General features: G+C 59.3%; 22 protein-coding genes and 2 pseudogenes. 20 read left to right on the top strand and 4 right to left on the bottom strand.

What is annotated here, in order from left to right:
* Positions 1-117: 117 nt before the first annotated feature.
* Positions 118-3,049, bottom strand: a pseudogene (gene ppc / locus IPI80_RS09965) (phosphoenolpyruvate carboxylase).
* A 52-nt stretch (positions 3,050-3,101) separates the two neighbouring features.
* On the opposite strand from ppc, the gene hemC reads away from it, so the two are divergent.
* The 4 genes and pseudogenes from hemC (at position 3,102) to IPI80_RS09945 (ending at position 7,142) form a co-directional block, all read left to right on the top strand.
* The gene (gene hemC, locus IPI80_RS09960) at positions 3,102-4,028 is read left to right on the top strand and encodes a hydroxymethylbilane synthase (RefSeq protein ID WP_413859603.1); all 927 of its coding nucleotides are present in this window, start codon (positions 3,102-3,104) and stop codon (positions 4,026-4,028) included.
* A 3-nt stretch (positions 4,029-4,031) separates the two neighbouring features.
* Entirely contained in the window at positions 4,032-4,835 is an 804-nt protein-coding gene (locus IPI80_RS09955) for a uroporphyrinogen-III synthase (protein WP_413859601.1), read from the top strand.
* Positions 4,832-5,863, top strand: a complete 1,032-nt coding sequence (locus IPI80_RS09950) for a uroporphyrinogen-III C-methyltransferase (RefSeq protein WP_413859599.1) — start codon at positions 4,832-4,834, stop codon at positions 5,861-5,863. Before IPI80_RS09955 ends, IPI80_RS09950 begins: the two co-directional genes overlap by 4 nt.
* 2 nt (positions 5,864-5,865) lie before the next feature.
* Positions 5,866-7,142, top strand: a pseudogene (locus IPI80_RS09945) (heme biosynthesis protein HemY).
* Positions 7,143-7,524: 382 nt separating this feature from the next.
* Here IPI80_RS09945 and IPI80_RS09940 read toward each other — a convergent pair.
* Positions 7,525-10,539, bottom strand: coding sequence for an Rne/Rng family ribonuclease (locus tag IPI80_RS09940; RefSeq protein WP_413859597.1), 3,015 nt, complete (start codon positions 10,537-10,539; stop codon positions 7,525-7,527).
* 493 nt (positions 10,540-11,032) lie between these two features.
* On the opposite strand from IPI80_RS09940, the gene IPI80_RS09935 reads away from it, so the two are divergent.
* The 4 genes from IPI80_RS09935 to IPI80_RS09920 are packed head-to-tail and all read left to right on the top strand — an operon-like array spanning position 11,033 to position 14,263.
* Entirely contained in the window at positions 11,033-12,091 is a 1,059-nt protein-coding gene (locus IPI80_RS09935; RefSeq protein ID WP_413859595.1) for an RluA family pseudouridine synthase, read from the top strand.
* Positions 12,092-12,126: 35 nt separating this feature from the next.
* A complete protein-coding gene (locus IPI80_RS09930; protein WP_413859593.1) occupies positions 12,127-12,807 on the top strand; it encodes an HAD family hydrolase in 681 nt (226 codons plus the stop codon).
* A 42-nt stretch (positions 12,808-12,849) separates the two neighbouring features.
* Entirely contained in the window at positions 12,850-13,227 is a 378-nt protein-coding gene (locus IPI80_RS09925; RefSeq protein WP_413859591.1) for a Rieske (2Fe-2S) protein, read from the top strand.
* A 1-nt stretch (position 13,228) separates the two neighbouring features.
* Positions 13,229-14,263 carry a S49 family peptidase gene (locus IPI80_RS09920; RefSeq protein WP_413859589.1) on the top strand — a complete coding sequence of 345 codons (1,035 nt, stop codon included), beginning with the start codon at positions 13,229-13,231 and terminating at the stop codon, positions 14,261-14,263.
* Positions 14,264-14,281: 18 nt separating this feature from the next.
* On the opposite strand, the gene IPI80_RS09915 is transcribed toward IPI80_RS09920, so the two are convergent.
* On the bottom strand, positions 14,282-15,064 hold the full coding sequence (locus IPI80_RS09915; protein ID WP_413859587.1) for an SAM-dependent methyltransferase: 783 nt from the start codon (positions 15,062-15,064) through the stop codon (positions 14,282-14,284).
* Complete coding sequence (locus IPI80_RS09910; RefSeq protein WP_413859585.1) at positions 15,061-15,663, bottom strand: Maf family nucleotide pyrophosphatase; 603 nt, start codon at positions 15,661-15,663, stop codon at positions 15,061-15,063. The genes IPI80_RS09915 and IPI80_RS09910 overlap by 4 nt, the downstream gene beginning before the upstream one ends.
* A gap of 25 nt (positions 15,664-15,688) precedes the next feature.
* On the opposite strand from IPI80_RS09910, the gene IPI80_RS09905 reads away from it, so the two are divergent.
* The 12 genes from IPI80_RS09905 (at position 15,689) to IPI80_RS09850 (ending at position 24,910) form a co-directional block, all read left to right on the top strand.
* A complete protein-coding gene (locus IPI80_RS09905) occupies positions 15,689-16,228 on the top strand; it encodes a YceD family protein (RefSeq protein ID WP_413859583.1) in 540 nt (179 codons plus the stop codon).
* A gap of 113 nt (positions 16,229-16,341) precedes the next feature.
* On the top strand, positions 16,342-16,524 hold the full coding sequence (gene rpmF, locus IPI80_RS09900) for a 50S ribosomal protein L32 (protein WP_105259923.1): 183 nt from the start codon (positions 16,342-16,344) through the stop codon (positions 16,522-16,524).
* 111 nt (positions 16,525-16,635) lie between these two features.
* Positions 16,636-17,685 (top strand): phosphate acyltransferase PlsX, encoded by a 1,050-nt coding sequence (plsX, locus tag IPI80_RS09895; protein ID WP_413859580.1) that lies wholly within the window; start codon positions 16,636-16,638, stop codon positions 17,683-17,685.
* A 13-nt stretch (positions 17,686-17,698) separates the two neighbouring features.
* Positions 17,699-18,676 (top strand): beta-ketoacyl-ACP synthase III, encoded by a 978-nt coding sequence (locus tag IPI80_RS09890; RefSeq protein ID WP_413859578.1) that lies wholly within the window; start codon positions 17,699-17,701, stop codon positions 18,674-18,676.
* A gap of 53 nt (positions 18,677-18,729) precedes the next feature.
* Positions 18,730-19,680 carry an ACP S-malonyltransferase gene (fabD, locus tag IPI80_RS09885; RefSeq protein WP_413859576.1) on the top strand — a complete coding sequence of 317 codons (951 nt, stop codon included), beginning with the start codon at positions 18,730-18,732 and terminating at the stop codon, positions 19,678-19,680.
* Positions 19,677-20,423, top strand: coding sequence for a 3-oxoacyl-ACP reductase FabG (fabG, locus tag IPI80_RS09880; protein WP_413859574.1), 747 nt, complete (start codon positions 19,677-19,679; stop codon positions 20,421-20,423). The genes fabD and fabG overlap by 4 nt, the downstream gene beginning before the upstream one ends.
* 104 nt (positions 20,424-20,527) lie before the next feature.
* Positions 20,528-20,767, top strand: coding sequence for an acyl carrier protein (gene acpP / locus IPI80_RS09875; protein WP_209396939.1), 240 nt, complete (start codon positions 20,528-20,530; stop codon positions 20,765-20,767).
* A gap of 135 nt (positions 20,768-20,902) precedes the next feature.
* Positions 20,903-22,147: a beta-ketoacyl-ACP synthase II gene (gene fabF / locus IPI80_RS09870; RefSeq protein WP_413859571.1), complete on the top strand. Its 1,245-nt coding sequence runs from the start codon at positions 20,903-20,905 to the stop codon at positions 22,145-22,147.
* A gap of 26 nt (positions 22,148-22,173) precedes the next feature.
* Complete coding sequence (locus tag IPI80_RS09865) at positions 22,174-22,647, top strand: hypothetical protein (protein WP_413859569.1); 474 nt, start codon at positions 22,174-22,176, stop codon at positions 22,645-22,647.
* Positions 22,644-23,267 (top strand): RNA polymerase sigma factor RpoE, encoded by a 624-nt coding sequence (gene rpoE, locus IPI80_RS09860; RefSeq protein ID WP_413859567.1) that lies wholly within the window; start codon positions 22,644-22,646, stop codon positions 23,265-23,267. The genes IPI80_RS09865 and rpoE overlap by 4 nt, the downstream gene beginning before the upstream one ends.
* Before the next feature lie 9 nt (positions 23,268-23,276).
* A complete protein-coding gene (locus IPI80_RS09855; protein WP_413859565.1) occupies positions 23,277-23,906 on the top strand; it encodes a sigma-E factor negative regulatory protein in 630 nt (209 codons plus the stop codon).
* Positions 23,906-24,910 (top strand): MucB/RseB C-terminal domain-containing protein, encoded by a 1,005-nt coding sequence (locus IPI80_RS09850; protein WP_413859563.1) that lies wholly within the window; start codon positions 23,906-23,908, stop codon positions 24,908-24,910. The genes IPI80_RS09855 and IPI80_RS09850 overlap by 1 nt, the downstream gene beginning before the upstream one ends.
* Positions 24,911-24,971 lie beyond the last annotated feature (61 nt).

Raw genomic sequence — 24,971 nt, 5'->3', positions numbered from 1 at the left:
CCAAAGAACGGATAGCCGTTCCTCCAGTCCTGGGGGCCAAAGCGTGAAAAACTCAAGACACTATAAAAATAATAGCGTATTACGTATATCCGACGAGTGCTAGAGGCCGTATTTTCATCAACCCGTATTGCGCAACCCCGCTGCAATGCCGTTGATAGAGATGTGGATGCCGTGCTGTTCGCGCTCGTCGGCGTGGCCTGAGCGGTAGCGCCGAATCAGTTCCACCTGCAAGTGGTGCAATGGGTCGATATAGGGGAAGCGGTGGCGGATAGAGCGTTGCAGGGCCGCGTTGTTGGCAAGGCGGTTTTTCTCACCGGTGATGGTGGCCAGTGCCTGCGCGGTAGCATGCCATTCGGCTTCGATGGTGGTGAAGACCTTCTTGCGCAAACGGGTGTCGGCCACCAGTTCGGAATAGCGCGAGGCTAGGGCCAGATCGCTCTTGGCCATGACCATGTCCATGTTGGACAGCAGGGTCTTGAAGAACGGCCATTGGCGGTACATCTTTTGTAGCAGAGCGATGCGCTCCTTCTGCTGCTGCGCCGTGCCAACTTTGGTAAAGGCCTGTACCGCCGAACCAAAACCATACCAGCCGGGCAGAGTCAAGCGGCACTGCCCCCAGCTAAACCCCCAGGGAATGGCGCGCAGGTCTTCGATGCGATGGCTGGCCGTGCGTGAAGCGGGGCGAGAACCAATGTTGAGTTCGGCAATTTCGCGAATCGGGGTGGAACTGAAGAAGTATTCGGTGAAGCCAGGGGTCTCGTACACCAGGGCGCGGTAGGCGGCCATGCTGCTGCTGGAGAGTTCGGCGGCCGCCTCCAAAAATGCTTCGGTGGCGGACTTGGTAGGTTGCAGCAGAGTTGCCTCCAGGGTGGCCGCCACCAGGGTTTCCAGGTTGCGGCGGCCAATTTCCGGGTTGGCATATTTGGAGCCAATCACCTCACCCTGTTCGGTCAGGCGGATTTGGCCGCGCACCGTGCCGGGGGGTTGGGCCAGGATGGCCTCGTAACTGGGGCCGCCGCCGCGTCCCACCGTGCCGCCACGACCATGGAACAAGCGCAACCGGATCTTGTGTGAACGGGCCAGTTCATCGAACAGTTCCACCAGCGCAATTTCGGCACGGTACAACTCCCAGTTGCTGGTGAAGATGCCGCCGTCCTTGTTGCTGTCGGAGTAGCCCAGCATGATGTCCTGCTCGCCACCGCTGTGCTGCACCAGTGCAGCCAAGCCGGGCAAAGCATAGAAATCGCGCATGATGGGCGCGGCATTGCGCAGGTCTTCAATGGTTTCAAACAGCGGCACTACGATCAGGTCGCAAACTGGCCCCCACGCTCCACCGCTGCGCGGGTCGCTGCCCCCCGGGGGGGCGGCCCTTCCCGGGGGCGAACCCGCCTTGGGACGGCCCGGCGGCGGGTTGCCGGGCTTTGTCGCTGAGCACGCCGCGCATCAGACCCACTTCCTTTTGCAGCAGCAGCACTTCCAGCAGGTCGCTCACTGTCTCAGTGTGGCTGATGATGTAGTGGCGAATCGCCTCATACCCAAAGCGCTCGCGCATGACCTTGGCCATGGCAAAAATGGCGATTTCGCTCTGCGTGTGGGCTGAATAGGCCGCGCCATGGACCTGCAGGGAACGGGCATCGTTCAGCAGGCCCAGCAACAGGGTGCGCTTGGCGGCTTCGTCCAGGGCGCTGTAGTTGGCCTCGATGCGCGCAGTGGCCAGTAGTTCGGCCACCACTTCCTCATGTTTGTCCGAGCTTTGGCGCAGGTCCACCGTGGCCAAATGAAAGCCAAATACTTCCACTGCGCGGATCAGCGGGCGCAGCCGCTGAGTCACCAGTACCGCGCCGTGGTTGGTGTGTAGTGAGGCCTCAATGGTGCGCAATTCGGCAGAAAATTCCTGAGCAGTGCGGTAGGGATTTTGTGGGGCTACGGCGTGGCGGGCGGCCTCGGTTCCAGTTAGCTCAAGCAGGGTGGCGGCCAGGCGCGCGTAAACACCGGTCAGGGCCCGTCGGTAGGGCTCGTCCATGCGGTGCACGTTGCGGTCTGGCGAGCTTTCGGCCAGGGCTTGCATCTCGGGCGTGCATTCGGTCAGCAGAGCCGAAACCGACAGTTCGCCACCCAAAAAATGCACCTCGGTCAGGTAGTGGCGCAGCGCCACTTCGGCTTGGCGGCGCAGCGCATATTCCAGGGTCTGGGCGCTGACGTTGGGGTTGCCATCGCGGTCGCCACCAATCCACTGGCCCATGCGCAAAAAACTGTACACCGGCTGGTTGCTTAGCAGTTGCTCCAGGTTGGCGTAGAGCTTGGGAATCTCCCGCAGGAAAGTGGATTCGTAATAGCTCAGTGCGTTCTCGATCTCGTCGACTACGGTAAGCTTGTTGAGGCGCAGCAGGCGGGTTTGCCACAACTGGGTTACGCGGGCACGCATCTGGGCTTCGTTGGCGGCCAGTTCGCGGGCGGTAAACGCATCCTTTTTGTTGTCAAAGTAAGCGGCGCGCATCCTGATCTCGTCGCGAGCGGTCAGCAACTGGGCGATGTCGCGCTCGGCATCCAGAATGCTCTTGCGTTGCACCTCGGTGGGGTGGGCAGTCAGCACGGGCGAGACATAGCTCTGCGCCAGAGTAGCCGCAATGGCCTTGGTCGCAATGCCGGCCCAACGCAGGCGCGACATCGCTACCTCAATGCTGCCTTCCTGCGTGTCGCCAGCGCGCTCGTGCAGGGCGCGGCGACGGATATGGTGGCGGTCTTCGGCCAGGTTGGCCAGGTGCGAAAAATAGGTGAAAGCACGGATGACGCTGACCGTCTGGTCGCCCGACAGCCCCTTGAGCAATTTTTTGAGCGCCTTGTCCGCCTCTTGGTCGGCATCGCGACGAAACGCCACCGACAGGGTGCGGATCTTTTCGATCAGATCAAAAGCAGCGACACCGTCCTGGTCGCGGATCTCATCACCCAGAATCCGGCCCAGCAGGCGGATGTCTTCCACCAGTGGGCGTTCGTTGTCCTTGCTGCGTTTGGCGGTACTGGGAGCGGATGCATTTTTCATGATGCCCATGCTAGCATTGACCATTCGCGATTGATTACAAACAGGTTACGACGCACAACCCATGGTTGCACACACTTTTACCATCGCCACGCGCGAAAGTCGCCTGGCCATGTGGCAGGCCGAGCATGTCAAGGCACTGCTTCAACAACAAGGCCACACCGTCCATTTGCTGGGTATGACCACCAAGGGAGACCAGATACTGGACCGCTCACTCAGCAAGGTGGGTGGCAAGGGTCTGTTTGTGAAGGAACTGGAAGTGGCGCTGGAACTCGGCCAGGCCGATCTGGCGGTGCACTCGTTGAAAGACGTGCCCATGGAGTTGCCAGAAGGTTTCAGCCTGGCCTGCGTCATGGAGCGTGAAGACCCGCGCGACGCCTGGGTCTCCAGCCGCTTCGCCAGTGTCGATGCGCTGCCCCAAGGCGCGGTGGTGGGCACTTCCAGTTTGCGTCGCGTCGCGCTACTGCGCGCACTGCGCCCCGATTTGAAGGTCGAGCCTCTGCGTGGCAACCTCGACACCCGGTTGAAGAAGCTCGACGACGGTCATTACGACGGCATTGTGCTGGCGGCTGCTGGTTTGAAGCGGTTGGGGCTGGGCGCGCGCATTCGTGCAGTGTTTGATCCCGAACAGATGCTGCCCGCCGCCGGGCAAGGCGCGCTGGGCATTGAAGTGCGCTCCAGCCGCGCCGACGTCATCCAGGCGCTGCAATCCCTTGTGCATACGCCCACCTTGCTGGCGGTGTCGGCTGAACGGGCAGTCAGTCGCGTGATGGGTGGTAGTTGCTCCATGCCGCTGGCGGCTTATGCCACGCTGGCGGGGGATGTGCTCAGCATCCGCGCCACCTGGGGCGATCCTGAAGGTGTGCAACCCTTGGCGCATGCACACGCCCAGGGACCGGTCGCCGATTCCGCTGCAGCCACCCTGCTGGGTGAGCAGGTGGCGCAGCAACTGCAGATCAAGGTCGGTCAGCAGACTGGTACAAAGGACTGATCCATGCGTGTTCTCGTCACCCGTCCCAAACAAGAGGCCCGGAAATGGGTGGATGCCCTGGTAGAGGCTGGCTTTGATGCAGTCGCACTCCCGTTGATCGGCGTGCTGCCTGCGCCCCGCCCCGAGGCTGTGCAGGCGGCGTGGCAGCGACTGGACAGTTTTGATGCAGTGATGTTTGTTAGCGGTAATGCCGTAGACCATTTTTTTGCATATAAACCGGCTGTAGCCCCCGTGCTGGATGCACAAGGCGCTATCAAAATTAGAGTATTTGTCATCGGACCAGGCAGTTTTTCGGCACTGAAGCGGAACGGTGTTGAACCGGACCACATTGACATGCCTGACCGCGATGCGGATCAGTTTGATTCGGAAGCCTTGTGGGCTGTGGTGGGCCACCGAGTGGTGCCGGGATTTCGGTTGCTGATTGTGCGGGGTGCCGGCAAGGCCGAGGCTACCAGTGGCGTTGCCGCCGATGGTGCTGGGCGTGACTGGTTTGCCGAGCAGGTGCGTCGCGCCGGTGGTGAAGTGGAGTTTGTAGTTTCCTACCAGCGCCGGCAGCCCGACTTGGGCGAACCTGAGCGTCAGCTGGCGCAGGCAGCTGCGGCCGATGGCTCGGTCTGGCTGTTCAGCAGTTCCGAGGCTATTTCCAATCTGGCAGCGTCCTGCCCTGGTCAGTCCTGGGCCCTGGCCAAGGCGGTGGTCACCCATGGTCGCATTGCGCAAGCGGCCCGCGCAGCCGGGTTTGGTGTGGTGTGTGAGTCACGCCCAACCCTGGCGGCACTGATGGCGTCGATAGAATCGCAGCAATGAAACCTGAGCCCAGTGTGATCGTGGCACCAGAGACACCGCACGCTCCACAAGTGCCGCGTCTGCCGCTCGCAGCCGCCGTCTTGGCGGTGGTGGCGCTGGTCGGCTGCGGTCTTTTGTGGCAAAAACTCAGTGGAATCCAGGAACAGTTGGCGCGGCAGAGCGCGGATGCCGGCGCCCAGGCCACCGAGGCGCGAGTCACCGCACGCCGGGCACAGGAGTTGGCGATGGAAACTGCGGCCAAACAGGCCGTGACAGAAGCCCGGGTCAGTGAAGTCTCCTTACAGCGTACGCAACTTGAAGAACTGATGCAAAGCCTGTCCCACTCGCGGGACGAAAACCTGTTGGTGGACATCGAATCCGCCGTGCGATTGGCACAGCAGCAGTCCCAATTGACCGGTAGCGTGGAGCCCCTGTTGGCGGCTCTCAAGACGGCAGAATTGCGGATCAACCGCGCGGCACAACCGCGCCTTACACCAGTGCAGCGGGCCATTGGCCGTGACATGGCACGTATCAAGTCCACCGCCATGGCTGACACGCCCTCACTGCTGGTCAAGCTTGACGAGTTGGTGTCGCTGGCCGATGAGTTGCCGATTGCCAATGCAGTGCCGCTCGCGCGCAGCGGCGGCAGCGACACGCTCAAACGCAAGTCTGAGGAAACCGTTACCAACTGGTGGGTGCGCATGGCGCAACTCGTGGGTACCGAATTGCGTAGTCTGGTGCGCGTGAGCCGTATTGAAGATCCGGATGCTGCGCTGCTGTCGCCCGAGCAGTCGTTCTTCCTGCGCGAAAACCTCAAGCTCAAATTGCTCAACGCGCGACTGGGCTTGCTGTCGCGCCAGATTGACTCCGTACGCTCTGACCTGGGTGCCGCATCGGTGTCTTTGGGGCGGTATTTTGATGCTTCTTCCCGAAAAACCCAGGCGGCTAGTGCCATGCTGCAGCAGTTGCGTGGCCAGTTGAAGGCACTGGAGCTGCCCAGGGTAGACGACACCTTGGCGGCTTTGGCCACAGCAGCAGCGGGACGCTGACCATGCGCGTTGCATTGTGGCTGATGGCCTTGTTTGCGATTGCGGTGGCAAGCGCGCTGTTTGCGGGTAACAACCACGCCAGCGTGACGCTGTTCTGGCCACCGCACCGGGTTGACCTGTCGCTCAACCTGTTCCTGCTCTTGTTGACTGGCAGCTTTGTGGTGCTGCACTTGGCTATGCGGGCTCTGGCGGCCTTGATGAGCATTCCCCATCAAGCTCGCCAATGGCGTTTGTTGCAGAGTGAACGTGCGTTACATATGGCATTGCTGGAGTCGTTATCGCATCTGGTGTCGGGGCGCTTTATTCGTGCGCGCAAGTCAGCTGAGCTGGTGTTGTCACTGGAGGAATCGGTGAAACGTCGGGGTGAGCGACTGGGCAATGGCGCGCGCCTGCGCACGTTGTCGCATTTGCTGGCGGCCGAAAGCGCGCATGCCTTGCAGGACCGCAGTGTGCGCGACGAGCATTTTCAAAAGCCTTGCAAGAGTCCTCCAGCCGCGATGCGCAGGAAGCCCGTGAAGGCGTGCAGTTGCGGGGTGCACGTTGGGCGCTGGACGATCAGGATGCCCCTGGCGCCCTGCAGTGGCTGGATCAGTTACCCCACGGTGCGGCACGCCGCACCGTGGCTTTGCGCATGCGCTTTCGTGCGGCGCGTTTGGCCGGGCAGTTACAGAGTGCGTTGGAGACGGCACGCTTGCTGACCAAGCACAGGGCTTTTTCCGAGGCTGCGGGCAAGAGCATTACCCGAGGACTTGCCATTGAGCTGATTCGCGATTCACACGACGGCGTGCAGATTCAACGTGCCTGGGACGCATTGGACACCGCTGAGCAGCGCATCCCAGAGGTCGCGTTCGAGGCGAGCGAGCGACTCCTTGCCCACGGTGGTGATGTAGCGCTGTCGCGCCAATGGGTATTGCCGGTGTGGGACAGCATGGTACAAAATTATGACAATCTATCGCTGTCACAGCGCGTGCGCTTGGCGCGGGTGCTGGAGCGTGGATTTGCCGCCACCGGGGGTGAGTTGGATACGTCCTGGCTGACCCGGATCGAAACCGCACAACTGAGCAACCCGCGCAATGCGGCGCTGCAGTACTTGGCCGGCGTGGTTTGCATGCGTCTGCGTCTGTGGGGCAAGGCTCAGCAATTGCTCAAGCAGTCGCTGGCTATTTTGCAAGAGTCTGAATTGCGACGCGACACTTGGCTCGCGTTGGCGCAGTTGGCCGAACAACGACAGGATGCACAAGCTGCCGCAGAGGCTTACCGTGAAGCCGCAAAAAAGTGACTTGACCCGTATTCGGGGCCATAAGTTGCCATGCCGAAATTCACCGAACATATCATCAAGTTTACCGATTAACGCAATCGCCTGCGCCGTTTGCAGGAACTACCTCCGATCCGCGTGCACTTTTAACTGGAAGGCATTTGGAAGTGGTTGCGCACAGGGGGATTTTTTCGCAACACGTACAAGTCGCTGGACTAAAGTGACCTCGAAACAAGGACCGTAACTAGGTTTACAGCCATGACGATCTGGTGCGTCGTAGGTTGTTTGGCGACACCATCCAGGTGGGTGCCGTCGATTTGTTCTGATCCGCCCGTGCCACCCATGGAAAAGGGGCCCGCAGGCCCCTTTGGATTGATAGCCGCCACATGAATGGCTGCTAGTGCCTTTAAGCCGCGGGAGGCTGCTCAAAAGGCAAGGTCATATTACGCAGATCGCGCTTGGTTTCCACCAACACCAGCGGTCCTGTGTCCAGCGACACGGCGGCCGGACGCTCGCGAGGCACATGGATGGGCTTGGGCTCGGCCGCGATGGCAGCTTGCGCGGCTTGCACTTTGGCCGTATCCGAATTAACCCATTGCAGGCCGGACTCCTGCGCCACACCCAGCAGAGTATCGGTGGGCAGCGAGTATGGCGTGACCTTGGGCATGTTGCCGGCTGCCGGTGCAGCCGCAGCAGGTGCAACAACTGACACTGTGGCTGTCACGGCCGGTGCCATTGGCGTTGCGGGGGCGACGTTCAACTGGGCGACAGGCGTCGACTCGGCACGTTCCACGGCGTTTGATACCAGTACGCCTTCGGCAGGAATGCGCAGATCCGGGCGTTCCTCGCGATCGCTACGATCACTGCGTGGACCGCGCTCGCGGCCATAACGGTCACGTTGACGCTTTTCACGTGGCTCCCCGTTCTCAGTACCTACAGTAACGGGTGCTTGGTCGTTTCCGTCCATAACCACTGGTTGGTCTTCAGGTGCGCCATTGGCTGTCGGTTCAGTATCGGCAAAACCCAACTGGGGCTGTCGGCCATCACTGTTGACATCCCGGTTTTCACCTTCGGGGCGCGGGCCACGTCCATTGCGGCCTTCGCCACGACCTCCGCGACTGCGGCCTTCACCGCGACCTTCGCGCGGTTCGCGTGCCGGATTGTTGCCGTTATTGCGATTGTCAGAGGTGTCTTCGCTACCGGTTGCGGTATCGGTGCGGCCTTCGGCACGCGGCTCGCCGCGTTCACCGCCTTCGTTGCGTTCGCCGCCACGGCCAGCATTTCGGTTGCCCCGTTCGCCGCGCTCAGTACGATCACCACGCTCATTGCGGGGAGCCCGTTCCGGGCGTTGCTCCTGACGATTGGTTTCGCCATTCGAGCCGCCTGCCTGCAGGCTGAAGTCCGCGTTCATCGGTTTGCCTTCTGAGTCCAGGCGCTCGCGTTGGGCTCCGCCCTGGCGCTCACCGCCACGACCATTGCGGCCACCGCGGCTGCGTCCCTCGTTACGGCCTTCACCGCGTGGGCCCCGACCTTCGCCACGGGGTTCGTTGCGACCCTCGCCACGACCTTCGCCGGGTTTACGGTTGGCATCACGGTTAGAGCGCCCATCGCGGCCTTCGGTTGGCTTGGCGGTGGGCGTTGCCACAGTGTGAACCGCTGCGGGCGCCTCGGCGCCAAACAGGCGCTTGAGCCAGGCGAAGAAACCCGTTTCAGCCGGTACCGCAGGTTTGGCGTGGTGACTTGGCGCTGCGCCATGTTTGCCGTGGCCCGACTGTTGGGTAGCAACAGGGGTTGGACGTGGTGCGGCAATCGGTGCAGGTGCGTCTGGCAATACGCCCTTGATGATGGGCGTTTGCTTGTTGGTGGGTTCCTGTGAGCGGCGCGTCACGCTGGTGGGGTCTTCAATCTCGTCGGCCAACTTGTAGCTGGCTTCGATGTTGTCCAGACGTGGATCGTCGTGTTTCAGGCGTTCCAGCTTGTAGTTGGGTGTTTCCAGCGTCTTGTTGGGCACCAGCAGCACGTTGATGCGTTGTTTGAGCTCAATTTTGGCGACTTCCGATCGCTTCTCGTTCAGCAGGAATGAAGCCACATCGACCGGAACCTGGCACATCACAGATGCTGTGCTGTCTTTCAGGGACTCTTCCTGGATGATTCGCAGGATTTGAAGCGCAGAGCTTTCCGTGTCACGGATGTGGCCAGCGCCACCGCAGCGCGGGCAGGGGATGGATGCACCTTCGGAGAGAGCAGGGCGCAGGCGCTGGCGGCTCATTTCCATCAGGCCGAATTTGCTGATGGTGCCGAACTGCACGCGGGCGCGGTCTTGGCGCAGTGCGTCGCGCAGGCGGCTTTCTACTTCGCGGCGGTTGCGTGACTCTTCCATGTCGATAAAGTCGATCACGATCAGTCCACCCAAATCGCGCAGGCGCATCTGGCGGGCCACTTCGTCAGCTGCTTCCAGGTTGGTGCGGGTGGCGGTTTCCTCGATGTCACCGCCCTTGATGGCGCGGGCCGAGTTCACATCTACCGATACCAATACTTCGGTGTGGTCAATCACGATGGCGCCGCCCGAAGGCAGTTGCACGGTACGTGCGTAGGCGGATTCGATCTGGTGTTCGATCTGGAAGCGGCTGAACAGCGGGGCGTCGTCACGGTAGCGCTTCACGCGGGCAGCGTGCTCGGGCATGACGTGGGCCATGAACTGTTGGGCCTGTTCGTACACGTCGTCGGTATCGATCAGGATGTCGCCGATGTCGTGGTTGAAGTAGTCACGGATGGCGCGGATCACCAGAGAAGACTCTTGGTAAATCAGGTAGGCGCCCTTGCCGCCCTTGGCTGCGCCGTCAATGGCGGACCAGAGCTTCAAGAGGTAGTTCAGATCCCACTGCAGTTCTGGGGCGCTACGGCCGATGCCGGCCGTGCGTGCAATGATGGACATGCCGTTGGGGTATTCCAACTGGTCCATGTTTTCTTTGAGTTCGGCGCGGTCTTCACCTTCGATTCGGCGCGACACACCACCACCCCGTGGGTTGTTGGGCATCAAGACCACATAGCGGCCGGCCAGCGACACAAAGGTGGTCAGCGCTGCGCCCTTGTTGCCACGTTCTTCTTTTTCGACCTGGACCAGCAGTTCCTGGCCTTCGCGGATGGCATCCTGGATGCGTGCTTGGGAAGCCGAAACGCCCTCCTTGAAGTACATCCGGGAAATTTCCTTGAACGGCAGGAAACCGTGGCGATCTTCACCGTAGTCGACGAAGCAGGCTTCCAGCGACGGCTCCACGCGGGTAACGACGGCCTTGTAGATGTTGCCCTTGCGCTGTTCGCGCCCTTCAATTTCGATTTCGTAGTCGAGGAGTTTTTGTCCGTCGACAATGGCCAGGCGGCGTTCTTCAGCCTGCGTGGCGTTGATCAGCATCCGTTTCATGGATTGCATCCTTCATCAGTAGTACATGCCCAAAGCGGGCGTTGATACCTGAACTGACGACTAGAAACGCGGTGGAATTGCCGGAGAACTTCGACTCAAATGATGCGTCGAAGCGTAGGCGCGTGGATGGGGACGAGGGGATGGGTTTGCGAAATTGCTATACATTGCAGAGCAAACTTCGCCCGTTTGACGGGGGCTAACGGCCGAATCATGCCAAACAACGGGGCGAAAACGCCCCGCAGGCAAAGGTTCATCAGGCACAACAGCACAAACATCTCGTTTCATTCCGCTCGCGGGCGTTGGGCCTGCGGGCTGTGGGTATTCCGTATCAGTGTTTCAATTCGTAGTCTTTACCGGATTGTCCAACGACCATCACAGGCATTTGGCGTGTGATTTGTCAGCTGGAAAACCCGGCGGCATCGACCTTCCAGCGCGTCTGCTTGGGACTGTGGACTAAACTCCAGACAAATCAACCACTTACAGCGCATCGCTAGTGAAACACATTATAGGGGGCAATCCCCATGTTCCGTTGCATCAGGTCAAATCACTGACTATCGACGACGATGCGGCTGGCCAGCGGCTGGACAATTTTCTGATGCGCCACCTCAAGGGTGTGCCCAAGACCCACGTTTACCGCATCATCCGCAGCGGTGAAGTGCGGGTCAACAAAGGGCGTGCCTCGGCAGAAACACGCCTGAATGGTGGTGATGTCGTGCGCCTGCCGCCGGTGCGGGTGTCCGAACGGGCCACTGAAAAGGCTCAGGCCATGGCCGAGCAGGTAGCCAGCCATGCGCCGGCGCGGGAATTCGCAATTCTGTTTGAAGACGACAGTTTGCTGGCCATCAACAAGCCGGCCGGTGTGGCGGTACATGGTGGATCGGGCGTGAGCTTTGGCGTGATCGAGCAGTTGCGCATGGCACGCCCGGCAGCCAAATTTCTGGAACTGGTGCACCGATTGGACCGCGAAACCAGTGGTATTTTGCTGGTGGCCAAGAAGCGCAGTGCCTTGAAAAACCTGCAAGACCAGTTCCGCGAACGCGAAACCGGCAAGACCTACTTGGCGCTGGTATTGGGCCAGTGGCCGGCCAACAAGAAGGTGCTGGACAAGCCGTTGCACAAATACCTGTTGCCTGACGGCGAGCGCCGGGTCAAGGTGGTAACCAAGGACGATCCCGATGGTATGCCGTCCCTGACCCTGGTCAAAATGAGGGCCCAAAGTGGGCCGGCGGCCACCGAGGCGTCAGCTTCCCCCAACGGCGGGCGAGGTTACTCGTTGCTGGAAGTTACCATCAAAACCGGGCGCACCCACCAAATTCGTGTCCACCTGGCAAGTGAAGGAATGCCTATTGCCGGGGACGATAAATATGGTGACTTTGAGTGCAACAAGGCCTTGGCCCGTGTTGGTACACCCTTTACGCTCAAACGCATGTTTTTGCACGCATGGCGGTTGCAATGCAAGCACCCGGTAACCGGCAACGTGCTGGAGTTAAAGGCGGAACTGCCCGTCGAGCTGACACATTTTTTGACTCAGGTGCTGCCGCAAGCAGTCTGAGGCTTTGAGACTTTGTAGAACTTCTATTGTTAAAAATGCCCGCTTCCCGTCCGGCCACGCCTTCGCGGCAATACGACTTGATTGCCTTCGACTGGGATGGAACCCTGTTCGATTCCACCGCCATCATCACCCGATGTATCCAGCTGGCAGTGGTGGACGTCGGCGGGCGGATGCCCACGGACAAGGCCGCTGCCTACGTGATTGGCCTGGGGTTGATGCAGGCCCTGGCCCATGCCGCGCCTGACGTACCCCCTGAGAAGTACCCCGAGTTGGGTATGCGCTACAAATACCATTATTCCGCACACCAGAACGATATCAGCCTGTTCGAAGGCGTGTTGCCCCTGATGGCAAATTTGAAGGCGCGCAATTATTTGCTGGCGGTTGCGACAGGCAAGAGCCGGCGAGGGTTGAACGAAGCCTTGCGCACTGTAGAGTTGCAGGGCCTGTTCGATGGTTCGCGCACGGCGGATGAAACCGCAGGCAAGCCAGATCCCTTGATGCTTCGCGAGCTGATGCAGGAGTTCGGCGTGCCACCCGAGCGCGTGCTCATGGTGGGAGACACCACGCACGACCTGCAGATGGCGCTCAACGCCGGCTGCCACAGTGTGGCTGTGAGTTACGGCGCACACGAACCCCAGACTTTTACCGCGCTGGGCCCCCGCTTTGTGGCTTGCTCGGTGGCTGAGTTGCACGCCTGGTTTGCCACCAACGCCTGAGAGCGTAATAGCCAGCGAAATATCCATTGAGGCAACACCAGCATGAACCCGATCGAGACGACAGCCATCCCGTTGTGCAATTCCGCTGATCTGGTGGACAGTGGCGAAGCTGTGCCTTTTGACGTGGTGTATTGTGGGCGCACCATGCGTGGCTTTGCCATTCGCTTTGGCGGTACGGTTTACGGCTACCTCAACCAATGTGCCCACGTGCCCATGGAAATGGACTACCAGGCCAACCGATTCTTTGACAGCACGGGCCAGTACCTGATGTGTGCCACCCATGGCGCAATTTACCGCCCCCAGACTGGCGAATGCCGCGGTGGCCCGTGCCGTGGCGGCCTGATCAAAATTGCCATGAGTGAAGAAGACAGCGTCGTGCACTGGCATACTGGCGCAAACCTGCAACCCATAGAGTTCTGATATGACCGATCCGATTTTTCCCGGCAACCAAGGCTTTGAAACTAATTCGCCGCAAGCCCTCTCAGGATCTAAGCAGAGCGCTATCAAAAATGAAGCATCTACTGCCCAACCACCAGGCTGGGAGCGCGCCATGCTGGAAAAGCTGACAATGGCCGCCATCACCGAGCAGCGCCAGGCGCGGCGCTGGCGCAACGGTATTCGCCTGGGTTGGCTGCTTTTCCTGGTTGGCCTGGTGTGGATGGGCTGGGACCGCGGCGCGAGCACGGCCGATACGTCTGCCCCGCATACCGCGCTGGTCAAGATCGAGGGTGAAATTGCCTCCGGTTCGGGTGCCAGCGCCGAGCTGATCGTGTCGGCCATGCGCGGCGCCTTCGAGGACAAGGGCGCCCAGGGCGTGGTGTTGCTGATCAATTCCCCGGGCGGCAGCCCGGTGCAGGCCGGCATCATCAACGACGAAATTTACCGTCTCAAGGCCCTTTACAACAAGCCGGTTTACGCCGTGGTGGAGGAGACCTGCGCCTCGGCGGCCTATTACATTGCCGTGGGTGCCGACAAGATTTTTGTCGACAAGGCCAGTGTGGTGGGCAGCATTGGCGTGCTGATGGACGGCTTTGGCTTCACCGGCCTGATGGACAAGCTCGGGGTCGAGCGCCGGCTCATGACGGCAGGCGAAAACAAGGGTTTCATGGACCCGTTCAGTCCACAAACCGAAAAGCAGCGCGTGTTTGCACAGGCCATGTTGGACCAGATTCACCAACAGTTCATCGACGTGGTGAAGAAGGGCCGGGGCGATCGCCTCAAGGAAACACCCGAGACCTTCAGCGGGTTGTTCTGGACCGGTCAGCAGGCTATCGACCGGGGGTTGGCTGATCAACTGGGCAATCTGGACTATGTGGCGCGTGAAGTGGTCAAAGCCGAAGATTTGGTGGATTACACCCGCAAAGACAACCTGGCCGAGCGTCTGGCCAAACGCTTTGGCGCGTCCATTGGTGAGGGCGGTGTGCGCGCCTTGCGCATCTTGCCCACGCTGCGCTGAAGAGACGCGGGATGGGCGTTAGCGACCGATGGCAAACACCGCCGGCGTGGAGTTGGCGAGCGTCCAGCCACACTGTTTCCAGTTTTTGGCCATGTCGCTGTGGCAGGTGGCGGTATCCAGAGTCAATCCACTGGCCGTCGCCAGCCGGGTGTTGTGCTGTAGTGTCTGCATCAGGGCATCCAGCAGGGCCGTATTGCGGTAGGGCGTTTCAATGAAGAGTTGAGTTTGCCCCGTCTTCAGGGCCAATGATTCCAGCTCGCGGATGCGCTGGTTGCGCTCGGCCGGTGTGCTGGGCAGGTAACCCACAAAGGCAAAATTCTGGCCATTGAGCCCACTGGCCGCCAGGGCCAATAACAGCGAGATCGGTCCCACCAACGGCACCACCGGTAAACCCAAGTCATGCGCCGCGCGAACCACAGATGAACCAGGATCGGCAATGGCTGGCATGCCGGCCTCGCTCACCAGGCCGATGTGTTCACCTTGCAGGGCTGCCTGCAGAAGCGGCCGGGCGTCAAACTGCCCCTGGTGATCCCCTTTTTTGTGAACCGCATGTGGCAGCTCCTGCAGCTGCATAGCCTGCAGCGGCACGCACAGCGGGTGCGTTGCATGGATGCGTTTGAGGTAGGCGCGGGTGGATTTGGCGTTTTCGCAGACCCAGTGAGACAAACTGGCGGCCACTTCCAGCGTGGCTTGCGGCATGACGCGCTCCAAAGGTGCCTGGCTGTCGCAGCCAAAGTCCAATGGTGCGGGTACCAGGTACAGGGTGCCGGGCTTCTTGGTCATATTTTCTGGCATGTTCATGTGGAGCCCAGCAATTGAATGCCCGCTGCGCGCAGCATCTGGCTGGTGCGAATCAGGGGCAGACCGACTAGCGCGGTAGGGTCGTCGTTTTCAATTGATTGCAGCAAGCCAATGCCCAGGCCTTCGCTTTTGGCGCTGCCAGCACAGTCGTAGGGCTGCTCCAGGCGCAGATAGGTTTCGATTTCCGCGTCATCCAGCGCACGAAAAGTAACCCGCACCGGTGCCAGGGCTTGCTGGCAAAAACTGCCGTTTTTGCACACCACTGCCACCGCGGTTTGAAACACTACGGTCTTGCCGCGCATCTGGCGCAACTGGGCAACGGCACGTTCGTGCGTGCCAGGTTTGCCCAGTGCCTGGCCGTCCAGGTCTGCAACCTGGTCCGAGCCAATCACCACGCAGTCGGGAAAGCGCTCGGCCACCGCCTGCGCTTTTGCCAACGCCAAGCGGCACGCTAAGGCGGCCGGGGCCTCCCCGGGCAATGGTGTTTCGTCCACGTCCGGGGACTCGACGGTAAAAGGGATGTTTAGTCGTCCCAGCAATTCACGTCGGTAGACGGACGTAGAGCCGAGAATGAGTTTTCGGTTGGAAGTGTCTGGCATGGCCTGATTCTCTTACACTGCGCGCATGAAGCACGACTACGACGCCCACCACCTGAACCTCCAAGTGTTTGCCCACGACCGGGGCCGTCTATCGGGCAGTGAAGATTTGGTCAAATTCAAGCGTCTTCAGGAAGAGGCCCAGGGCGCTGCACCGGGGCCGGTTCGATTCACTGCCCTAGGCGAGTTGCGATCCGATGGCGGCCAGGCCGAGCAGGTCTGGCTGGTACTGGAGGCTGAAGTAGCGTTGCCGCAAATTTGTCAGCGCTGCCTGGGGCCGGTGAATGTGCCGGTGCGGGTGGCGCGGGAATTCCGCTTTGTCGCCACTGAAGAACAGGCCGAGGCGGAAGATGAGGAGGCGGACGAAGACGTGCTGGTGCTGACCCGCGATTTCGATTTGTTGGAATTGTTGGAGGACGAGTTGTTAATGGCTTTGCCGGTGGTTCCCAAGCACGATGTTTGCCCGCAGCCTGTCAAGCTGCAGGCCGTTGATGCTGATTTTGTTGAGCCTGAGGATAAAAAGCCCAATCCGTTTGCGGTATTGCAGCAGCTGAGGAACAAGCCCTAGACCGACGCAGCCGCTTTGGGCTATAATCAAAGGCTTCGCGTGTGGAATATGGCGCGTTTTTACCAACCTTAACGTGTTGCAGCCTGTGCAGCACCATTGCTCAGGAGCCGATCATGGCCGTTCAACAAAACAAAAAGTCTCCTTCCAAGCGCGGTATGCACCGCTCGCACAATGCCTTGGTTGTGCCTGGCATTGCCGTGGAATCCACCACCGGCGAAACCCACCTGCGTCACCACATTAGCCCCACCGGTTTCTACCGTGGCCGCAAGGTGCTCAAGACCAAGTCCGAAGCCTGAAAACGGTTTTACCCGCAAAGCCCGTCGCTACAGGACCTGTAGCTCCGGGCTTTTGTTGTTTTTGGCCCTGCGCCGTTGTCTGATAACCTTCTCTTTTTGGGTGCCTGTCCCATGATCACAATTGCCGTTGACTGCATGGGAGGCGATCATGGCCCCCAGGTCACACTGCCTGCCTGCAAGAAATTTCTGGACCAGCACCCCGAGGCCTCCTTGATATTGGTTGGCCTGCCCGAAGCGTTAGTTGGGTTTTCCCATCCCCGCGCCCGGATTACGACGGCCAGCGAGGTGGTGACCATGGAAGATCCACTGGAGGTTGCCTTGCGCCGCAAGAAGGATTCGTCCATGCGCATTGCCATTCAACAGGTCAAAGATGGCAATGCCCAGGCAGCGGTGTCAGCCGGGAACACGGGCGCATTGATGGCCATTTCCCGTTACCTGTTGAAAACTCTGGATGGCATTGAACGTCCCGCCATTGCAGGTCAGATCCCCAATGCCACGGGTGGCGCCACCACCGTGCTGGATCTGGGCGCCAATGTGGATTGCACGGCCGAGCATTTATTGCAGTTTGCGGTCATGGGGTCGGCCTTGGTGTCGGTTCTAAGTGATATCGAATCCCCTTCGGTTGGTTTGCTCAATATTGGTGAAGAAGTCATAAAAGGCAACGAAACCATCAAAAAAGCAGGCGATCTGCTGCGTTCTGCTGCCAATTCTGGTGATCTGAATTTTTTTGGAAATGTCGAAGGCAACGATATTTTCAAGGGAACGGTGGACCTGGTGGTGTGCGATGGTTTCGTTGGCAATGTTGCTTTGAAAACCAGCGAAGGCTTGGCTGCGATGATCCTAGGCTTCCTGAAAGCCGAGTTTGTTCGCAATATCTTCACCAAAATGGCGGCTATTGCTGCTTACTCCGTTCTAAATGCGTTGAAGAGGCGTGTGGATCACCGTCGGTACAACGGCGCGGCCCTGCTGGGATTGCGAGGCTTGGTGTTCAAGAGCCATGGATCGGCCGACGAGCTGGGTTTTGGCTACGCACTAAACCGGGCGTATGATGCAGCCCGAAACAACTTAGCTGACCGTGTCCAGGCTCGTATTGCCCACGCAGCCCCGCTGCTGGCCAATGCTGCAAATGTGCCGCAAGTGTGCAATAGCCTGAACGGGTGACAACAAACCCACAATGAAACGATATTCACGAATTACAGGTACCGGCAGCTACTTGCCACCACGCAGACTGACCAATGCGGATTTGGTCGCGGAGCTGGCTGCCCAGGGTGTTGAAACCTCTGACGAATGGATCGTGGCGCGTACCGGTATTCATGCCCGGCATTTCGCGATTGACGGCCAGTTCAGTAGTGATCTGGCGCTAGAAGCGGCCAAGAACGCGCTCCAAGCGGCCGGGCGTAGTGCCAAGGATGTGGACCTCATCATCGTGGCCACTTCCACGCCAGATATGGTGTTTCCGTCCACCGCCTGCATCCTCCAGAACAAATTGGGAGCCAATGGTGGCGCAGCGTTCGACGTGCAGGCTGTTTGCAGCGGTTTTATTTATGCGCTGACGGTAGCTGATGCCTTGATCCAGACTGGTGCTGCCCAATGCGCGCTGGTGGTGGGTGCTGAGATTTTTTCACGAATTCTGGATTTCAAGGACCGTACCACCTGCGTGCTGTTTGGCGACGGTGCCGGCGCCGTTGTCCTGGAAGCGTCGGACAAACCCGGCATTCTGGCGAGCGATTTGCACGCCGACGGTAAACACGTTGGCATTTTGTGCGTACCTGGTCATGTATCCGGCGGCGCCATTCTGGGAGACCCCCTGCTCAAGATGGATGGCCAGGCGGTATTCAAGCTGGCCGTGGGTCTGCTGGAAAGTGCAGCCCGTGCCACGTTGGACAAGGCCAACCTGACTGACGCCGATATTGACTGGCTGGTGCCCCACCAAGCCAATATCCGCATCATGCAAAGCACGGCACGCAAGCTCAAGCTGTCCATGGACAAGGTGGTCGTCACCGTGGGAGAGCACGGCAATACCTCGGCGGCGTCGATTCCCCTCGCATTGGACAGTGCGGTGCGCAGTGGCCAGGTCAAAAAGGGTGAAACCTTGCTACTCGAAGGCGTAGGTGGTGGTTTTACCTGGGGTGCTGTGCTCCTGAAGTTGTAGCTGCATACGTAGCATCGACGAGGGCTAGCGACTCATTTGATAAGAAGTCATTTATGAAACAGTTTGCTTTTGTATTTCCCGGTCAGGGCTCGCAATCGGTTGGTATGCTGGACGCTTGGGGTGGCCATGCCGTCGTGGCGCAAACCGTGCAGGAGGCGTCGGATGCGCTGGGCGAAGATGTTGCCAAGCTGATTCACGAAGGCCCCAAGGAAGCCCTGGCGCTGACGACCAACACCCAGCCCGTCATGCTGGTGGCGGGCGTCGCAGCCTACCGGGTCTGGATGGCTGAAGTGGGCCAGGCGCCTGCGGCAGTGGCCGGCCATTCCCTGGGCGAGTACACCGCACTGGTGGCCGCTGGTTCGCTGACGCTGGCGCAAGCCGCACCACTGGTTCGGTTGCGGGCCCAGGCTATGCAGGAAGCGGTGCCGGTCGGCGTGGGGGCCATGGCCGCCATTTTGGGGATGGACGCCGCCAAGGTGGCGGCCGGTTGCCTGGAAGTAACCCAATCGTTTGGTGCCGGTTCCATTGAAATTGTGGAAGCCGTCAATTTCAATGACCCGGCGCAAACCGTGATTGCTGGTAGCAAGGCCGCCGTGGACAAGGCTTGTGAGTTGCTCAAGGCCAATGGTGCCAAGCGTGCCTTGCCACTACCAGTGTCCGCCCCGTTCCATTCGCGCCTGATGCAACCGGCTGCTGAGAAGCTCAAGGAGCGTTTGGCCAGCATCGACTTAGCCACACCGCAAATTCCTCTAATCAACAATATAGACGTGGCGGTGGAGACCAACCCCGGTCGCATTCGTGATGCCTTGTACCGCCAGGCATTTGGTCCTGTGCGCTGGGTGGAGTGCGTGCAAGCAATCAAGGCGCGTGGGCTCCATACACTGGTGGAGTGTGGTCCTGGCAAGGTGTTGGCTGGTATGGTCAAGCGCATTGACCCGGAACTGACCGGCCTGGCCCTGTTTGATCCGGCCACACTGCAAGACGTTAAAGGTGTATTGGTATGAGCGAAGTGAAATTTGAAGGCCAGGTGGCCCTGGTGACGGGTGCATCCCGTGGCATTGGCGCCGCCATAGCCTTGGAGTTGGCGCGCAAGGGCCTGAAAGTGATTGGCACAGCCACCACGGATGCGGGTGCTGCCAAGATAACCGAGGCTTTGGCGGTCTATCCCGACTGTAGCGGGCGCACACTGGACGTTACACAGGCAGCAGCCGGTGAAGCCCTGGTCGATGCCATCGCCAAAGAGTACGGAGGCTTGCAGGTGCTGGTCAACAACGCCGGCATCACCCGCGACAACCTGGCCATGCGGATGAAGGACGAGGAATGGGATGCCGTGATGGAGGCCAACCTCAAGGGTGTTTTCCGCATGAGCCGTGCTGTGATGCGCACCATGATGAAGCAACGCTACGGCCGGATCATCAACATTACTTCGGTGGTGGGCGCCTCGGGCAACCCCGGACAGGCCAATTACGCCGCCGCCAAGGCCGGCGTGGCAGGCATGACCCGTGCGCTGGCACGTGAGCTGGGTTCGCGCAACATCACGGTCAACTGTATTGCCCCCGGATTTATCGAAACTGATATGACCGCCAGCCTGGGCGAAGACCAGCAGAAAGCATTGCTGGGTCAGATTCCGTTGGGCCATTTGGGCAAACCTGGCGACATCGCGCATGCTGTTGCATACTTGGCATCTCCCGCTGCCAGCTATGTCACCGGGCAGGAGCTGCATGTCAACGGTGGCATGTACATGTAAGAATTGCAAGTTCAGCCGATGTGTCCGTTCGGCGACCCGGTTAGAGTTGTAGCTCCAAGCCCGGGTAAAATTACGGATTCTTTTACAACCCTTAGAGGGAAGCCATGAGTGATATCGAAGTCCGCGTCAAAAAAATTATTGCCGAGCAGCTCGGTGTGGAAGAGTCTCAAGTAACCAACGAAAAAGCCTTTGTGGCCGATCTGGGCGCTGATTCTCTGGACACCGTTGAATTGGTGATGGCGCTGGAAGACGAGTTTGGGATCGAGATTCCTGATGAAGACGCGGAAAAAATCACCACGGTGCAAAACGCGGTTGATTACGCCAGCACCCACAAGAAGGCCTGATTAGGCCAAAGCTGCGCCGCGCTCGCGGTTGTTGATCGGACCGTCGCAGACCGGGCTTTACAGCCCATGGTCTGCCGGTCTGAACCATGGCCGTTTTGAACGGCTTTTTTTGACCAAAGTTGAAAACTGATTGCTATGTCTCGTCGTCGCGTTGTTGTCACTGGTTTGGGTTGTGTCAGTCCCGTTGGAAACACGGTGGACGAGGCATGGGCCAACATCATCGCCGGCAAGTCTGGCATAGGAACGATCAGTCGATTTGATGCATCGACTTTTTCCTGCCAGATTGCCGGAGAAGTTCGCAATTTCAATCTCGATACCTATATGAGTGCCAAAGAGGCACGCACCATGGATACCTTCATCCATTACGGTATTGCAGCGGCCGCGCAGGCCGTGGCCGATTCCGGTTTGCCCACAGGCGACGCCTTGGGCGATGAAGAAGCTACCCGCATTGGATGCGTGATTGGCTCTGGTATTGGTGGCCTGCCCCTGATTGAGAACATGCACACCGAGTACACCAACCGCGGTGCGCGACGCATTTCCCCGTTTTTTGTGCCGGCCACCATCATCAACATGACGGCTGGTCATGTGTCCATGCGCTTCGGCTTCAAAGGACCCAATATTGCCATCGTGACTGCATGTACCACCGGTCTGCATTGCATTGGTGAGGCTGGGCGCATGATTGAATACGGCGATGCTGACGTTATGGTCGCCGGTGGTTCCGAGGCTACTGTTTCACCCCTGGGCATTGGCGGTTTTGCCGCCATGCGGGCGTTGAGCACGCGCAATGACGACCCAACCACTGCTTCTCGCCCCTGGGACAAAGACCGCGACGGCTTTGTGCTGGGCGAAGGCGCAGGAGTTGTGGTGCTCGAAGAATACGAACATGCCGTTGCGCGGGGCGCCAAGATTTATGCCGAACTGGCAGGCTTTGGCATGAGTGCGGATGCTGGGCATATGACAGCCCCAAACATGGACGGCCCCCGCCGCGCCATGCTGAGCGCGTTACGCAATGCAGGTGTCAACACCGATGAAGTTGACTACCTCAATGCCCACGGTACATCCACCCCCTTGGGTGACCTGAACGAGAGCAACGCCATCAAGGCGGCGTTGGGGGACCATGCCAAGAAGATCGTCGTGAATTCTACAAAGTCCATGACCGGGCATTTGCTTGGTGGTGCCGGTGGTATCGAATCGGTCTTTACCGTTCTGGCATTGCACCACCAAAAGAGTCCTCCGACCATTAATATCTTCAACCAGGATCCAGAGTGCGACCTGGACTACTGCGCCAATGTAGCCCGCGACATGCGCATTGATGTAGCGGTCAAGAATAACTTTGGCTTTGGTGGAACCAACGGTTCCCTGGTGTTCAAGCGCGTCTGAACGCAGCGGGATTCCGGTCACACGACATGCACCGGGCTCCTGCGGTCAGTTTTTCGGTAGGCCGGTCTCGCTGGCATCTGGGTTGCATCGTGGCGAGCAGTGTGTTGGCCCTGGCCGTATCGCTGGGTATTGTCTGGAATCAATCCACGCTGGACTGGCGCTCCTTTGTCGTTCTTGGTTTGACCCTTGCGTCTAGCACCGCCGCTTTGTATGTCTGGTGGCGCTCACCCGTTGGTCGGTTGCGCTGGGACGGGAACCGCTGGCTCTGGTCGGGCTTCATAGATGCGCAAGAATGCCACCTGTCCTTACGGTTGGATTTTCAACACGTCATGGTGGTGGTGTTGCGTAGAGATGGACAACGATCGATCTGGCTGTGGCTACAACCACGCCCTGACACGCCCACGCAATGGCTACCACTGCGCAGGGCGATTGTTTGCGGGTGGCAAGAGCGAGGCGTTGACGCGGTTGATACGCTCCACGACACGGGAGTTTCCGCGTGAGCCAGGAATTACCAACCTCTGCCCTGGACACCGATTTGGTGCTGGTACAGCGCACAGTCGCTGGAGACCAGCGCGCTTACGGGCTGCTGGTGCTGAAATACCAACGGCGCATCCAGCGCCTGATTGGCCGCATGGTGCGCGATGTTGACCTGGTCGAAGACATTTCCCAGGAAACATTTATACGAGCCTACCGCGCGCTGCACCAATTTCGGGGGGATGCGCAGTTCTACACCTGGTTGTACCGGATTGCCGTCAATACCGCCAAGAAATTTTTGCTGGAACTCAAGCACGACCCCACTGTTTCCGAGAGTTTTTTGGCGAATGTGGACGACGATGAAACTTCCTGGCGGAAAAACGAACAAACCACCGATGAAGGGCCGGAATCCATCTTGGCAGCCAAGGAGATCGTGGCGGTCGTCAATGCTGCGATGGATGCTCTGCCAGCGGACCTGAAACAGGCCATTACGCTGAGGGAAATCGAGGGATTGAGCTACGACGAAATCGCCACTGCCATGGATTGCCCAGTTGGAACCGTGCGCTCGCGCATTTTCCGGGCACGTGAGGCTATTTCAGAAAAAGTAAAACCGTTGTTGGACAAGCAGACCGGAAAACGTTGGTGAGATATCGATATGAATGAAATAAAACCCATCATAGGCACCTGGGAAAATATTTCCGCCTTGGCGGATGGCGATCTGCAGGGCGATGCCTGCGAGCAGGCGCTCACAGCTTTGCTGACGGATCCACAGGCCATTCAGACTTGGCACACCTACCAGGTTGTTGGAGATGTGCTGCGCAGTTCCGAATTAGTGCCCAGTCGACGCGATCTTAATTTTTTGGCCAAGCTTGAGCTTCGTTTGGTCCAAGAGCCGCAACGGCCCCAGCGGCAACAGATTGAACCTTTGGTTGAGGACGTGGTGATTGGGCCTGTGCGCGGTATCGATGGGGTACGGCCAGCAGCCAATGCCTCCGTGTTTCGTTGGAAAATGCTGGCAACCGCAGCGTGCATGGCGCTGGTTGGGGTTGTTGGCCTGGAGTTATGGACACAAACGGGTCAACGTGCAGATGCGCAAATGGCGGCCGTTCACAGTGAGCCTCAGGATTTGCCGGTGGTTACCGCAGACAGTACTGCGGGGACCATGCTGCGCGATCCGCGTCTGGACGAACTAATGGCAGCACACCGGCAGTTGGGTGGGCACTCCGCGTTGCAGGTGCCGGCTGGATTCCTGCGCAATGCCACTTATGACGGGACCGCCCGGTGATGCAGCGATGGGTTCGATGCGTTTTGTTGGTGTTGGTGTGCGGCCTGTGTGCTGCGCAGGCCGGTGAGGTGACGCCGGTCACGGCAACTGAGACCCCTTTGCAGGCCTGGTTAATGCGGGTTCACCACGCAGCGCGCCAGAGCGTCTATACCGGTACCTTTGTGGTGTCCTCAAGTGGTGGGATGGCCAGCGCCCGTATCTGGCATGTGTGCGATGGAGCGCAACAACTCGAACGGGTGGAAACCCTGAGTGGTACGCCACGCGCCATTTTTCGGCGCAACGATCAAGTCGTGACATTTTTTCCGTTGTCCAGGATCGCGGTGGCTGAGGTGCGCGAGTCCCTGGGGTTGTTTCCCAGTTTGCTGCAATCCAGTGACTCCTCGATTGGCGAGTACTACCAGCTCAAGATTCTGGGTAGCGAGCGCATTGCGGGGTTTGATGCCGAAGTGGCCCAACTCGTGCCAGTAGATCGGTGGCGCTATGGATACCGCGTGTGGAGCGAGAAGCGAACCGGGCTCATCATCCAACTGCAAACCCTGGATTTGGATGGCAAGGTCCTGGAACAGGCCGCGTTTTCCGATTTGCAGCTGGATGCCGCCGTGAATGTGGGCAAACTGTCCCGCATGGGCAATACCGATGGCTACCGGGTGCTGAGGCCCGACTTGCAAAAGACCAGTGCAGATGCGCAAGGGTGGACTTTGCACAGACAAGTGGCTGGGTTCAAGCCCATGGGCTGTTACCAGCGCCCCATTGCAGTGCCCAATAGTGCTGCTGGCAGTACCACCAGCACCATGCAATGGATTTTCTCGGATGGTGTGGCGACGGTTTCCTTGTTTGTCGAAGCGTTTGATCCGCGACGCCATCAGCGCGAAGGCGTGACCGATATGGGCGGCGCAACCCATACGTTGACGCGCCACATCAACGAATGGTGGGCCACCGCGGTTGGTGAAGTACCACCGGGCACCCTGCAGGCCTTTATTCTGGCCCTTGAACGCAAAAAATAAGTCCCTATTTGGAACGCTGTCCGAAAAACGGACTCAATGACGGTACCAATTGTCTCAATGG

Origin of the sequence: Candidatus Aalborgicola defluviihabitans, from assembly GCF_016705985.1 — a bacterium.
GTDB lineage: Bacteria > Pseudomonadota > Gammaproteobacteria > Burkholderiales > Burkholderiaceae_C > Allorhodoferax > Allorhodoferax defluviihabitans.
This window is presented reverse-complemented; position numbering and strand designations above follow the sequence as displayed.